Here is a 14,265-nt window from a genome sequence, read left to right as displayed (position 1 = left end):
CTCAATAAACATAATAATCATTACTCTAGTAGTCATTTTTTTATGTTGGATTTTGACGAAAATTATTCATCATTATAAAATTTATAATGATTTGGGTATTTTGGTCTATTCAATTTGTTTTTATTTAGTAATACTCTCCTTGTTTATATTAATAGTAATGTTGTTTAGGTTATTATTCCTTTTTATAAAAAGAAAACAATGCAGGTAATTTAGAAGATAAATATGATTTCGTTGGAAATGTACTGAGTGCTGCTGATAGATGGCTTTGGGCATGAAACTCATGGGATATGAAGGAGTTACTCCGGAAATGATGCCAAAGCCTAAAGGTTATTACATGAAAGTTAAAATAAAATTAAAAAATGAAACACCTTAATATTAAAACTTTGACTATTTACATATTATCCTTTGCACTTACCTTTTGTGCAATATATTTTCATACAGGTTTTTTTTATTTTGTAAATGAAGTGATATATTCTGACAACAAAATCCCATTTGAACATAAAAATGATTTATATTATTTTATGGAAGATAAACTATTATTTAAAAATATTTCAGCTACATTGTTATTAATATTATCAATTTTATTTTTTTTATTTAATTATAGAAACAATAATAAATTCACTAAAGGAATCTTGACTATCCAATTAGTAATTGTTTTTTTTCAGTTTTGAGATGGTTTCTATTTCCAGGATTTATTTTAGGCTAAATGGATAATTTAACCCGATGGCCTGGATTTACTTCGTCTGTTCGGCTAAAACCTCGAATGCAATCCGAGCTCACCATATAAGAAGCAAAAAAACACATTTAAACAAATGCAGATTTACCTATTTTTGAGGCGTACTATAAAAGCCAATTCTAATGTATGGGCACGGATTGAAAATCCGCGCTAGCGGGAAAATATCCGCTTCTAAAGTTAAAAGTGTTTTTGATTTAGCTAAAAATTATTATAAAATAATCATGAAAAATAGAAAATTGTTGATATTAATATATATATTCTCTTTTCCAAATGTATTTGCCCAAATTGATTCAAATAAGTATTTTGAAAATTCAAAACAGTTTCTTAAAAATGAGAATTATGAAAAAGCATTAATTGAAATAGATAAAGCTTTAGATTCTGACAGCTTAAATAGAGATTACTTATTACAAAAAATTAAAATACAATATTTTAATTCTGATTGTAATAGCGCTTTTGAAACATTAGAAAAGCTAATTAAAAGAGATAATAGATTATGTGATGAAACAGTATCGTATTTTTGTGACTTATCAGATTGTATAAAAGAACCTAAAATGGGTACTGAAATATTAACAAAATATGTTGATGCTAAAAAATTTGAATCAAATGAAATGTTAATACGATTAGGGCAAAGATATTTTATAACAAAAGAGTATGATAAATCAATATTTTACTATCGCGAATCAATTAAATTGAATCCAAAAGATGTAAACGCTATAATTGATTTAGCAAGAATTTTATATGTTTTTAAAAATAATAGTGAAGAAGCTAAAGAGGAGCTATTAAAAGGGCTAGAAAACAATAAAAACAATATCTTGTTATTAACATATTTAGCAAGTTGCTATCACAATGATAATGATATTAACTCTGCAATAAATATTATAAATCAAATAATTATACTTGATTATAATTCAGAACATATTGCTAGCAGGGCAATGTTGTATGAATTAAAAGGTGAAAAATCAAAAGCATATAATGATTACAAGAAAATTATTGAATTAAACAAATGTAATTTAGAGTATTATCTAAAGATTTTGCAATACGAATTTGAAAATAGATTATATAATGAGGTTATTCAAAACAGTTTTAAGCTTATAGAATGTGATAAGAAAAATGAAGAAATTTTACTTGACGTATTATACAGTTCATTATTTTTTTGTGGAGATATAGACAAAGGAATAGTGTATTTAGATAAAAAATTAAGATTAAAACCAAATACTTTTAATCCTTATTATTTCAAAGCAAATGTGTTATTGAGAAATGGACAATATGAGGAAGTATTAAAATATTTGAATCTAGCATTAAATACTGAAGATATTGATAAAGAAAATGTTGTACAAATTAATCATTTAAAATTTGGATATTATTTATTAAAAGAGGATTATAATGGATTTGAAAGTTATTTGAAATCAAATAATGTAAAATCTTTAGATAATAATTTAAATTTCACATTTATTGAAAATCATAAGGTAAAAAAAACTGAAATAAGAATTGATTTTAACAAAGAGAATGGTACTATTAATTCTACTGTAATAATTCCAACAAAAGTATTCAAGTTGTTAAAAAATAAATATGGCTTAGAAATTAAATAGCGAGCAAGGTGTTTAATGATTAATACCAGATCCCCCGCTACCGCGCGAAATGAAATTCGACGCAGTCAATCCTTTCGCGTGGTAAAAAATAAAAACCCGAAGGCGCGGATTTACAATCCTTGCCCACCCAGTATAAAGTAAAAAACTACAATTAAATACATGCCGTTTTACCTATTTTTGAAGAGTACTATAAAAGCCAATTAATGTATTGGTACGGATTGTAAATCCGCGCTAGTGGGGTATTTAATGGTAGAAAGGCAATGAGTGAAGAAGAACTTTTTGTGATAGACAAAATAATGTTTCAAATCAACAAAGTGTTTGGAGCTCCAAATCCTTACGACCATGTTGGTGTCGATGTTGAAACTAAGGGCTCAACAGATTTAGAGCCTATTGAAAATCCAGATGTATATAAAGGTGGTTAATGAATAATTGTATGTATACTTATAAATCTTTTAGGGGCATTAAATTATGTGTTTTATTAATTTTGTTAATAATTCTCGGGTCTAGTTGTTCTAGTAAAAATTATTTAAAAATGATTTATATTCCGGGAGGAACACCTACAGATGTTGAATACGAACCCTGTATGTGTAAGATGAGTATTTGGGATACTTTAAATGGTCCTTTTTTAGATACAATTATAACATTTGACAAAAGGAAGATTAATATTTTTATTAAAAGCTTAAAAAAAGTAAAGATTAATGAATCCTATACTTTTCCTAATTTTACTAATGCTTTTATATATAAAAAAGGTAGAGTAATAGATACTATTTATGCTAATTCTCATTTTACAATTTTTGCAAAAAAAAAGGAATTAGTTGAAGAAAATATTATAATAATCTTAAAAGGTTTTGAGATAACTGTTGATAGAAAAGAATTTATACCAAAAGAGTTTTTAGAGGAATATCAATTGAAAACAAGGACAATATTTTGAAAAAATTGTCATAAAAATCCCATGCTCCCGCGCGAATCTCTTCGCGTGGAAAAATTAAAAGGTAAAACTACATAAAATCACAATCCAAAAAGTTGTAATTTTTTTTATATTTTCACTACGTTCTTTTAAATATTTATGTAGTAAAAGTTCGGCTTGTAGAACCTGTTTTCTCGTGCTACTTTCGGAAGTCTTGTGCCCAACCGACATAAAAGTACCGATGATTATCGATATGGCCTCCAAGGGCAAGAGAAAGATTAAGAGATTAAAGGTGAATGGAGTTCATTGAATTCAATTAAGTTGTCCAAAGTCTCCCGACTTAGACTAACACAAAAATGCTAACATTAGTTTCACTAATGGCTAATCGCCGAAAGCCAATCGCTAATTCCTATCTTTACGAAACACTGGATATGTGGCGCTATGTTGGGCAACATTTTGCAGTGGAGTAAAAGTGAAATGGGACTCAAAGTCAGGAGACGTTGCGCAGCAGAGATGAGAACAGTCCTAATATAATGATGTCAGGAAATCATAGAAGTTCTTACCTTAGACATAATCCAGATAAAGGTGTTACTGATATTAGGGATAATGATTTAGAATTAATTTTTTTTGGATTTGTTGATAGGATGAAAAGTAATTTTGGAAATAAAAAATCAAAAAATAATTATGTCAACAATAGATTTAATATTGAAGCAAATAATGAAGGTAAAATTGGTCCTCTTAAACCTGATGGTACTTTTTAGTTTCTTAATAATGACTTCTTGCAATAAAAATAAATTTATAAATGATCAAAGTCTTATGATAATTAAGGAAACTGTTGAAAATCAAAATACTTTTATTTTTAATAAATGTTTCGAGGAAAAAATTCTCACAAAAAAATTTATTGAACATAAAAACCTAATACATAAAATTGAAAATGAAAAGTTTGATCATATTATAAATGACATATCTATTGACTACAGAAATAGGAGAAAAATCTTATTCAACATTAACCTTTTAAAAAATAATATAAATGATAATAAAAGTTATGAGTTCAAAATTTTAAAAATTCAAACTTTATATTTCATAAATCAGGATTTTATTAGACAAAACTTAAATTTCGTCTATTAATTAAAATTAATATATCAAAATACGTTGACTAATCGGCTTAACTTAATTGATACGTTATTAATATTACAAAACGTTCTTTTTAATATTTTGAAGAATAAATTCAAATTTTACAACCTATTTTCTTGTAATTTTTTCGGAAGTCTAGTACCCAACCGCCATAAAAGCTCCGATGATTATCGTTACGGATTCCAAGGGCAAGAGAAAGATAACGAGATTAAAGGTGTATGGAGTTCATTGAATTCAATTAAGTTGTCCAAAGTCTCCTGACCTTAAGTAATACAAAAAACGACTGTTTTGGCTAATGGCTAATCGCTGAAAGCTAATCGCTAATTCCTATCTTTACGAAACAACGGATATTGGTGGCATCGTCCGGTTCTGCTAGCAATCGGGAAGTGAACGGAGTCAAATCCAAAAAGAGTAGCCTAATTATGAAATATATACTTTTTTTACTTTTGTTTATATTGTATTCCTGCACTTCGGATGAGGAAAAAAATTTTAAACGAATTGAAGGCATTTGGTTGATTGAAAAAATAGTTTACAAAAATCAAGACATTACTAAAGAATTTTATGTAAACACATTAACTTTTGAAAAAGGTAATAATTCCCATTTTTTGGTTATACCGAGAACTGAAACTCATGAGGCAGAAAATGCATTGATCAAAATTTCACCCAAAAATGATTCAACCATTATCCAAATTGAATCTGTAAATAAAAAAATCAGAGGGTCATTTATTATGAACGTTAAAACAGATTTAGACAATTTTACAATTCTTGAGCTTCGTTCACGAAATGGATATTTTAAACTAAAAAAAATGCCAACCGTAGCCGAAAGATTACTGTAGTTTTTTTTGAGTTTTTACATTTTTAAATTCTTTTACAATTCACAAACCCGTAAATAGGAGAAGCTAAAGTTGCTTACAATGAAAATAAATTATTTACATATTGCTTCAATAATTGTATCAATAATTGGAATTCTGGGCATAGTATCTAGTATTGAGGAAAAAAATGAATTTGAAAAGGGTAGAAAAGTTGTTATGAATGTTATTGAGAAGCCGTTTGATTGTAATTCAATAAATACTAGAAATACTTTTATAAAGTTGGAGTTTAAGGGAAGGGTTTATATAAATAAAGTAGGGCCAAATTTTTGTGATTATTTAGAAAAAGATGCTATTGAAGTTATTTTAAGCCCTGATGAACAAACGATATATTTTGAAAGTGAATATAAGAATTTTTTTAGCGATACAATTTCGGGAGTGATGATTTTGTTTATAGGGATACTCTGTTTTTTAAAATCTAGAAAAAAATGATTTATAATTTTTTTCAGTTTATTTTTTTTGAGCTATACAATAAGTTTTGAAGACAGCTGCTTTAAATAGTTCAATTGCCCGGATTTCCTTTCTCTGCTCAGCTAGAGCCTCAGGTATAATCGATGCTCACAAAGTAAAAAGTAAAATCTACTTCAAATTGAATATGGTTTTCTTTACTTTTAAGAATTATTGTAAAGGCAATTTCAGTGTATTGGCATGTGTTATAAATGTGTGTAATCAGTAATAACATAAAAAAATTGTATGCATAACCATATCAAATCAAAAGAATTATTAGAAATTTTATCTAATAGATTAAAGGTAAAATCTAGCTTAGAGAGATATGAATTTTCTAAAAATTATAAAACATTAAAACAGCGCGTAAATGATGGTTATTATAAAATAGAGCTAAATACCTATTTGAGCTTTGATTTAGACAGGAAAGAGGTTTCAAATGAAATAATTCCCTATTACTATAGAAAATTTGATGTTCTCCATAATTGGTTTAAAAGATATACAGCATTAAGTAATGCCGATTTTAACTCTAGAGCTTCAATTTTTGAAGGCGGTGGAAAGTTGGGATTTACAAATCAATTTCACTTTTTAGTAAATTGTCATGAATTTGAGGTTGATTATCTTTTTTTTGAAAGTGAATTAATTAAAACAGAAAATGTATTTTTCAATAAATTTCTGACTTTAGAAAGTCTATATCAGCATGAAGCTTTGCCTATAATTTCTAACAAAGATCATAAGTTTCATTTTCATGAAAGTGAAGATTTGTTTGTTTTACTTCGATTAGTTTACATTGTAGCACCTGAACATTTTGAAGATTTAAACAATAGAGTTTACATTCATTATGAAAATTTAGTCGTTGAGGAACATCCACATGCAATTTTACAGTTTCCTATGTACAATGATATAATAAAAGATTTAAAAGATGTTAAGATTGGGGGTTAAAAGAGTTAAATACTAGTTTTTATTCCATTTATTTTACGATTTTTCTTTTATTTTCAAACATCTATAGCGGCATCAGTAGATAAATTGTTTGTTTTAAAGGAGAGCTTACCATGATTGACCCCGATAGCCCGGATTTCCTTTCTCTGTTCAGCTAGAGCCTCAGGTATAATCGATGCTCACAAAGTAAAAAGTAAAATCTACTTCAAATTAGACGTCGTTTTCCTTATTTTTGAGAACTACTATATAGGTATGTATATTGATAGGACACCGATGTTGCTCGAAGCATTTGCCGAACCGACGAAGTAAATCTATGCTGGAGTGGTGCCATAGATGCTGTTTAAAGGAAAAACAAAATACATGAGAATGGAATATATTGAAGCGACCAATGAAGTACAAGTATAAACCATAACTGAAGCACGGCACAAAAATTAACCAAATAAGAAATGATAAATAAAAAAATATGTTTAGATAAATTTATTGTTTTAAAAAATGATTTTACAGATTTAAATTTAACTTTAGAAAATCAATTTAAAAATAGCCTGTTGTATGAAGATATGTTTTTAGCAAAATATATTTTCGAAGATGTCTATATTGATATAGGTTGGATTTCTCATGATAATAGTTTTGAAAATGGTTTTTTTAAGATTATAGTGTTCAAAGATGATTTTTATAATAAACCCATTTTTATATTAAAAACAAAAAATTATGTTGGTTTGATAAAGGGTATGAAAAAAGCAATTAAACTTATAGAATTTAATTTTCTTTAAATAATTAGATGACAAACTTGTTTTTATTCTCGTAAGTTCCCCAAAAAAATTAAACTTCCCCCAAAGACACGGATTTTCAAACCGTGCTCAGAGAACAAATATTTTCAAATTACCTAAAGGTTAATGCAACCTTTGAACCTGTTAAATAACTTGAAGTTAATTAAAAAAATGGAAAATATAGAAGAAATCATATTCACAATACGAAAGAGAATTTATACATTCAGGATTGAGAATAATTTTGAGTCCACTGCTTTTATATTTGATATAAATGCAATTGAAATAGCTGTTTCTCTTATAGAGTTGGGATTAAAAAATGAAAGAAAAATAAAGAAAGAGGAAAAAGTTTGGTTTGAAAGAGAAAGATTTATAGAAGATTCTATAGGCAGTACAAAAAAATGGAAAGATATTTTTTTATTGTATTCTGACCTTATAAGAATTGTAAAAAAATATGATTTTTGGATTAATTAGTTTAAACTTAAAATGCGAATTCCCCACTCCGATGGCCCGGATTATAAATTCGCGCTAGCGGGGTTATAAACAAGAGTCACCATATATCAACAAAAGTAATCCATAAATAACATGATGAAAAGTTTATTGACCTTAGGCATTTTTTTTATTTTTTCTATTTCAAAAGCTCAATCAGACCCATTAAATATTCTTGAGCAAAAAATAGAAAATGAATGCTTTAATTGCAATCAAAGTGATTTAAACAACTATCTTAACGCAATTTGTAACAAAAGAGAATATTCTTTGGATAGTATTTGCAAAGAATTTGATAAAAAAGTGTCTACTATCAAAAATGATTCGGCATATAAAATGAAATTAGTAAAATTAAAAAATGAAACTTTAAATGATTTGAAAAATATTAGAAAAAAAAATATTTTAAACTTTTTAAATCTAAAAGAAACATCTTCTGAAAATGACTATAACGGATATTTCTTATACATATATTGGATGGATAGAGGAATTGAATTAATAAAATATTACATTAGATCTATTGATTTTATTTAATTTTACATTTTTGAAACCTCTCCAATTTTTTATGCTCTTTTTCAATCTCACCCGCTCCCGTCCGAATCCTTTCGGGTCCAAAAAAAGAGCTAAAACTACATAAAATCACAATCCGAAAAATTGAAGTTTTTATTATCTTTTTACTACGTTCTTTTATATTTTTTTTTAAAATAAATTCAACTTTTACAACCTATTTCCTTGTAATTTTTTCGGAAGTCTAGTACCCAACCGCCACGGCAGCACCGATGAGTATCGATATGGCTTCCAAAGGCAAGAGAAAGACGATGAAATAAAAGGTGAATGGAGTTCATTGAATTCAATTAAGTTGTCCAAAGTCTCCTGACTTAGACTAATACAAAAATGCTAACTTCAGGATTGGCAAATTGCTGATTGCTGAAAGCTAACGGCTAATTCCTATCTTTACGAAACAATGGAAAAGTAGCGCTAAGTTGGCCACTTTGCACAACAGGTCTTGAAAGAGAGGAAGGAGCAAATAAAGAAATGGTACCAAAGGAATAGTAAAATGAGAATCTTATTTTTTATATTTTTTACTAATTTATGTTTTAGTCAATTAATTAATGACAAAGGCTATTTTTTACAGATTATAACAACCCAAAAAATTAATGATACTACACTTACACAACAAAATAGTAACATAATTTTTATACCATTTAAAACAATCAATCAAAAATTAAACGGATATACAAAAGAAAAGGTATTGAAGGGCTACAAGAAATGGGGAATTGGTATCATTATGTACCTAGATTAAATCAAAAGCATTTATTATTAAAAGTTTTTGATAGTACAATTGTAAATGAAATTCATCAAATGAGTGGATGTGAGAATCGAACATTCTCAACAACATCAAAGGACAGAATACTTGTTGAACCCATAACTTTTAAAGGTTTCATTTGGCAGAGTTCAGTCAAAGATTTTGTATCCTATTTTTATATGTTTACAAATACTTTTTTAACAGAACAAATTAACACAGTATATAAAAAAACTGGTGATGTTAAACAGATAAATAAGAAATTTTATGTGGATTTGTATTGTGATTTGTACAAGGATTTAAATCAAAAGGCAACCTTTATTTTTATATTAAATTGTAGTATTAGTAATACCTATTTCATTGAATAAATTCATTGTTATGGCAAGAAATTGTACTAATTTTCGCAATACAAAACAAAATATTCAAATTTATGTTTTGGCTAATTGCTGAAAGCTAATTCCTATCTTTATGAAACAATGGAAAAGTGACTCTAAGTCTAGTGACTTTGGACTATAGAGTAGCTTTTATTAAAAATAATCAAATATGACCTTTTATAAGAACAGCCCATTCAATTTTGCAGAGGCTATATTGGAACAAGTAGTATTGCGAAATAATCAACTCTTTGTGTATGTGTACAATATTCAGACTATTGAAGAGATACAAGTAAATGTTCTTTCAATACCAAAATGTAGTTTTTTAAGCCATTGTTTACTGATTTATTCGTTACAATCATTAACGTATTCTTATGATGAAAGTAGAAAAATACCCAAAGAAAATAGAGAATGTATAGGGGATACATTTAAAGAAAATAGGGGTAAAGGTCAAGAGTTTTGGTTAGCATTTGAAAAAATTGAGATTGTTTTAGAAATGAACACCAACGTTAGTAGTAAATCGTTCAGTGATGCCGAAATAAATTCTTTTTCATTTGAAAATCTTTAAAAGTAAACTTCGTTAGGAATTTATGATTTGTCGTTTACAAAATTTTAAAATAACGGATAACTCTTTTGTTTTAAAATTTCTATTTGAATTCCTGTAAAACTATTTACAATTTTTATCTTTAAAATTTAATAGTTTACCCTCTGGAAAAATTAGCGATTGTAATTAGTAAAATGAGGCTGTAGTAAAAATGAAAATTAAACTTCCTATCTATTTTGGACTTTGTTTATTCCTTATTTCTTGTAGGGTATAACCCGTAGTGACTTATGATAAAAAGGTTAGAAAATACCCTACACTCCGATGGCCCGGATTATAAATTCGCGCTAGCGAGGTAGCAGGGTAATACAAAAATAAACGACTGTTTTGACTAATGGCTAATCGCTAATTCCTATCTTTATGTAACACTGGAAAAGTAGTGCAAAGTCTGTTCCCGATTGCTATGGGGATGCGCAACAGAGATACAACTCCCGATGAAAAATAACACTATAACAAAGACAATGATTATGTGCCAAAGGATTAAAATTTTAGGCTTTATTTTTTTATTTAATTACTCCTTTTCCCAAATTAAATTAATAAATAAGGATACCTTAAAAACGGAATACTTTAATTGTAATCCAAAAATTATTAAAAGTTTTGTTTATAAAAAACAATACATGACTATGCCATATCATGGGCAAGAGTTATTTGTTGAATATGATAGTGTTTGTAGTACAAAGCAAAAGCAAAAATTAATTTATGCCGAAACTTATAGTGATAAGTTTCGATTTTTTAAAGATTCTTTAATTATAAGAAATTGGAACATGAATAATTCTGAAATTTATTTTAGAATGCATATCTATTTGAAGTCAAAAAAATACGATAATTTATTAATCTCGACAATATATAATAGAGAAAATTTGCTTTGTAAAGTATTAACCGTGGCAAAACCAGATTCAATAAGTTTTGATTATAGTAAAATTTATGTTCATAATGAGTTTAAAGAAACTAAATTAACGGGTAGTCAAACCTATAACTTAGGAAACGATAGATATGTAGATTTAGAATTTAACGAAAAGAATTATATAGAAAAGCTTCGCTATTTTATTACTAAAAATGAAGAGTTAGTGGTCACATTTTCAAATTTTTATATTCCCAAAGAGTACGGTTTTTTCCGTTATTTAAACAATATAAAACAAAGTCGATTCGGCACATGGTATACTTATTTTGAAAACGGCAAACTATCCTCGGAAGGCGAATATAGCAGCAGTAAATTTGAACCAAACGGTAAAGAATACGATATAAGAAAAACTGGAAAATGGATTTATTACACCGAAAATGGCTGTATAGACAGGGAAGAAATTTGGGATGATGGTGTGTTAATCAATCCTATAAATTCAACAAACAAAAAAGCAACAAAAAAAGAAAAAAAGAAAAAATAAAGTTGTTTTAAGTGGGCTCCTCAGCTGTTTATCTCGATTGCTATCGGGATGTGTAGCGTGGTAAATTGGATGTAGTAGTAATTTTATGAAACGATTATCAAATAAAATAGTGCTAATTTTATTTATGGGAATTCTTGCTATTTCTTGCGGAAAGGCGATGGATGCAAATCATTCAGATGTAAATCAATCAGATGCAAATCAACATAATTCTATTGATAAGGTCATCGTTTATCAAGATGACGTTTATGACAGTATTCCCAAAGGCAAAATTGTTTACCATACAGCATGGGGTAATTCGGTTGATCGTTTAAAACCAAAATTCAATATTCAATTTTGTAAGGACAATTTTCAATTTCCTTATTACTTCCCTGCAACAGAGCAACTGAAAGGTATACCGAAACAATCAAAAAAAATAATCATAAATAAACATTTACAACCAGCATTGCAGACAGCTTATTCAATGAACTACGACAATGGCGGTAGAATTTCTCATTTTTCCATTACTGGACCTTCAACAATTTATTCTTGTAATTTTGTATATGATAAGCAAAATAGAATTCATCAAATTCTAGACGATACTAAAAGGATTGTTATTTTTTACACTAGTTTAGATAACATAGAAAGTATATCTGAAATTAGTGCATCAGGAAGGACAACTAAATCTTTAAAATTCGAATACACATATGTTGCCTTTCCGAGACATTGATTGTTGAAAAGCTTGTGCAGAGAGTTCTAACAAAAAAATGTTTTCAATTTGTGCAATAGAAAACAAGACTTTTCCTGTAAAGTATAAACTTATGGCTAATCGCTAACTCCAATCTTTACGAAACAATGAAAAAAAACCGCTTCTAAGTTGAAGTTGACCCTAATGACCCAGAGAATCTTCATTATCATAACTCAAATCCATCGCTTTAAATGATGAAAAATAGTTTTTTAATTATAGTATTTGTGAATTTATTTCTTTTTCAATGTGATGTAAATAAAGAAAAAAGAAAACAGTTAAAGAGAACAGATAAAAATGGTGAAATTGAAAAGTTTGAATATTTTATAAGTAATAATGACACAATAATAGATGGTATTTATGAAAAGAAATATGGTAATGGTAACCTAAAAGTTAAGGGTGGGTTTAAATTCAATGAACTTCATGGGTATTTAACTTTTTTTAAGAAAAATGGCCACAAAGAAAAAACTTCATTAATGGATTCGGGATATAAATTAGAAACTTCTTTGTTTGACAAAAAGGGCAAATTAAATAAATATTTGCTTTATGATTATGAAGAAAATCTTCGTTTTATCATTTCATATTCTAATAAAACTGTTGTTAAATATGACGGCCTTCCCATTTTTAGAGCTCTAAAGGATAAAGGGGATATAAATTATTTTAATTCTGAAATTAAGGTAGATGATGTTTTGATCTACAAAATAGTAGTTGCAAACATTCCCTACGCCAAGCGAAGTATTAAATTTATAAGCAATCATAGGAATAATGAGATTTATTTGGTGTATCAAAATGACTCTACTTTAATAACCGTTGAAGATACTAACCATGAAAAAGGGATGTATTCAATTAAATATGCCGTAGAATACAAATTTAACGATCATGTTACCCCTATTTTAAGAGATACTTTAGCAGTAAAATATATTGTAAAGTAAAATAAACTGAGTACTGTAAAAACATACGTTTTATATTTTCATACGTTTCTAATTTAATCAATTAGATGCTTTTGGGATCAAAGTCACCGGCTCGACCACTTTCCATTCCTCCATAAATTGCATGACGTAAAAGGATTATACGGTTTTCTTCTTCTAATAGTCGAAGACCAGCACGAACTACTTCACTTGCGTTACTGAAACGACCTTTGGAACCCGATAGCGCGGATTTACAATCCGTGCCCACAAAGTAAAAAGCAAAAATCTACATCTAAATAGATGCCGTTTTACCTATTTTTGAAGAGTATTGTAAAAGCCAATTCTAATGTATGGGCACGGATTATAAATCCGCGCTAGCGAGGTTGAGGCTTCTATTTCATCCGAATTAAATAAATACATAAAAAGATGAAAGAAATTAACAAATGTTGTGATTCAATTATCAGTAAAATTAATAATCCAGAAAAAGGTTTTGAAATTTTATATGAAGAGCCTAATTTCAAATTAATTTTTAATTCAATAGAAAAGAATAAAGAATACTTATTTATAAATAAATTTAAAGACAAAAATAATTTAATAGACCTACCAAATTTTTCAATTAGAGGAAGTGTTGCAATAAAATATTGTCCTTTTTGTGGATCAAAGTTAGAAATAAATAAAATTAACATTTGATATCAATATTTAATTATTTAAACTGGCGTAACTAAAGTGAAGAGCATTTAAGTCTAAAATGACAAGGATAGATTTGTTCAACTTAGAGTTTAATCGTTTTTAAAAAATGTTTAGACTTGACCAAAGATTAATCCAAAGGCGCGGATTTACAATCCATGCCCACCCAGTAAAAAGTAAAAAACTACAATTAAATACATGCCGTTTTACCTATTTTTGAAGAGTACTATAAAAGCCAATTCTAACGTATTGGCACGGATTGAAAATCCGCGCTAGCGGGTTTTAGAGTGTACAGTATACAGTGTACAGTATACAGTGTACAGTGTACATTATGTACTTCCCTAATTAGAGTTGACCGTTTTTAAACATTAATTTCATTGTTAAAAATAGTAATAGATTTTTGCTCAAAAGTACTTTTGAGCAAAAA

Annotated in this window: 17 protein-coding genes; 16 read left to right on the top strand and 1 reads right to left on the bottom strand. The window is 27.8% G+C overall.

All coding sequences use genetic code 11. The annotated features are described in order from the left end of the window. Window positions 1–957: 957 nt before the first annotated feature. From BUC17_RS07270 to BUC17_RS07195, 15 genes are all read left to right on the top strand, one after another. The gene (locus BUC17_RS07270; protein ID WP_159433936.1) at window positions 958–2,325 is read left to right on the top strand and encodes a tetratricopeptide repeat protein; all 1,368 of its coding nucleotides are present in this window, start codon (window positions 958–960) and stop codon (window positions 2,323–2,325) included. Window positions 2,326–2,585: 260 nt separating this feature from the next. Beyond that, window positions 2,586–2,747, top strand: coding sequence for a hypothetical protein (locus BUC17_RS14075; RefSeq protein WP_159433935.1), 162 nt, complete (start codon window positions 2,586–2,588; stop codon window positions 2,745–2,747). Window positions 2,748–2,857: 110 nt separating this feature from the next. Further along, entirely contained in the window at window positions 2,858–3,256 is a 399-nt protein-coding gene (locus BUC17_RS07265; protein ID WP_143161750.1) for a hypothetical protein, read from the top strand. A 476-nt stretch (window positions 3,257–3,732) separates the two neighbouring features. Continuing rightward, window positions 3,733–3,993, top strand: a complete 261-nt coding sequence (locus tag BUC17_RS07260; RefSeq protein WP_143161749.1) for a hypothetical protein — start codon at window positions 3,733–3,735, stop codon at window positions 3,991–3,993. A gap of 795 nt (window positions 3,994–4,788) precedes the next feature. Beyond that, window positions 4,789–5,202: a hypothetical protein gene (locus BUC17_RS07250; protein WP_143161748.1), complete on the top strand. Its 414-nt coding sequence runs from the start codon at window positions 4,789–4,791 to the stop codon at window positions 5,200–5,202. Between the two features lie 78 nt (window positions 5,203–5,280). Further along, entirely contained in the window at window positions 5,281–5,667 is a 387-nt protein-coding gene (locus tag BUC17_RS07245; RefSeq protein WP_073362973.1) for a hypothetical protein, read from the top strand. 261 nt (window positions 5,668–5,928) lie between these two features. Continuing rightward, window positions 5,929–6,621, top strand: a complete 693-nt coding sequence (locus BUC17_RS07240) for a hypothetical protein (RefSeq protein WP_073362971.1) — start codon at window positions 5,929–5,931, stop codon at window positions 6,619–6,621. A gap of 443 nt (window positions 6,622–7,064) precedes the next feature. Then, window positions 7,065–7,388 carry a hypothetical protein gene (locus tag BUC17_RS07235; RefSeq protein WP_073362969.1) on the top strand — a complete coding sequence of 108 codons (324 nt, stop codon included), beginning with the start codon at window positions 7,065–7,067 and terminating at the stop codon, window positions 7,386–7,388. 168 nt (window positions 7,389–7,556) lie between these two features. Continuing rightward, window positions 7,557–7,856 carry a hypothetical protein gene (locus BUC17_RS07230; RefSeq protein ID WP_143161747.1) on the top strand — a complete coding sequence of 100 codons (300 nt, stop codon included), beginning with the start codon at window positions 7,557–7,559 and terminating at the stop codon, window positions 7,854–7,856. 111 nt (window positions 7,857–7,967) lie between these two features. Beyond that, window positions 7,968–8,399, top strand: coding sequence for a hypothetical protein (locus BUC17_RS07225; RefSeq protein ID WP_143161746.1), 432 nt, complete (start codon window positions 7,968–7,970; stop codon window positions 8,397–8,399). A gap of 735 nt (window positions 8,400–9,134) precedes the next feature. Then, window positions 9,135–9,536, top strand: a complete 402-nt coding sequence (locus BUC17_RS14070) for a hypothetical protein (protein WP_159433934.1) — start codon at window positions 9,135–9,137, stop codon at window positions 9,534–9,536. Window positions 9,537–9,711: 175 nt separating this feature from the next. Continuing rightward, on the top strand, window positions 9,712–10,107 hold the full coding sequence (locus BUC17_RS07210; protein ID WP_073362961.1) for a hypothetical protein: 396 nt from the start codon (window positions 9,712–9,714) through the stop codon (window positions 10,105–10,107). Window positions 10,108–10,574: 467 nt separating this feature from the next. After that, entirely contained in the window at window positions 10,575–11,522 is a 948-nt protein-coding gene (locus tag BUC17_RS07205) for a toxin-antitoxin system YwqK family antitoxin (RefSeq protein ID WP_073362959.1), read from the top strand. 85 nt (window positions 11,523–11,607) lie between these two features. Then, window positions 11,608–12,228: a hypothetical protein gene (locus BUC17_RS07200; RefSeq protein WP_073362957.1), complete on the top strand. Its 621-nt coding sequence runs from the start codon at window positions 11,608–11,610 to the stop codon at window positions 12,226–12,228. Window positions 12,229–12,437: 209 nt separating this feature from the next. Next, on the top strand, window positions 12,438–13,175 hold the full coding sequence (locus tag BUC17_RS07195) for a hypothetical protein (protein ID WP_143161745.1): 738 nt from the start codon (window positions 12,438–12,440) through the stop codon (window positions 13,173–13,175). Window positions 13,176–13,236: 61 nt separating this feature from the next. Here BUC17_RS07195 and BUC17_RS07190 read toward each other — a convergent pair whose 3' ends face one another. After that, the gene (locus tag BUC17_RS07190) at window positions 13,237–13,437 is read right to left on the bottom strand and encodes a type II toxin-antitoxin system ParD family antitoxin (protein WP_073362954.1); all 201 of its coding nucleotides are present in this window, start codon (window positions 13,435–13,437) and stop codon (window positions 13,237–13,239) included. A 140-nt stretch (window positions 13,438–13,577) separates the two neighbouring features. Between BUC17_RS07190 and BUC17_RS07185 the strand changes: the two genes are divergently transcribed. Beyond that, window positions 13,578–13,841, top strand: coding sequence for a hypothetical protein (locus tag BUC17_RS07185; protein WP_073362953.1), 264 nt, complete (start codon window positions 13,578–13,580; stop codon window positions 13,839–13,841). Window positions 13,842–14,265 lie beyond the last annotated feature (424 nt).

Source organism: Flavobacterium fontis (assembly GCF_900129405.1).
Lineage (GTDB): Bacteria > Bacteroidota > Bacteroidia > Flavobacteriales > Flavobacteriaceae > Flavobacterium > Flavobacterium fontis.
Note: the sequence above shows the minus strand (reverse complement) of the source record. Positions and strands in the feature narration are given on the sequence as shown.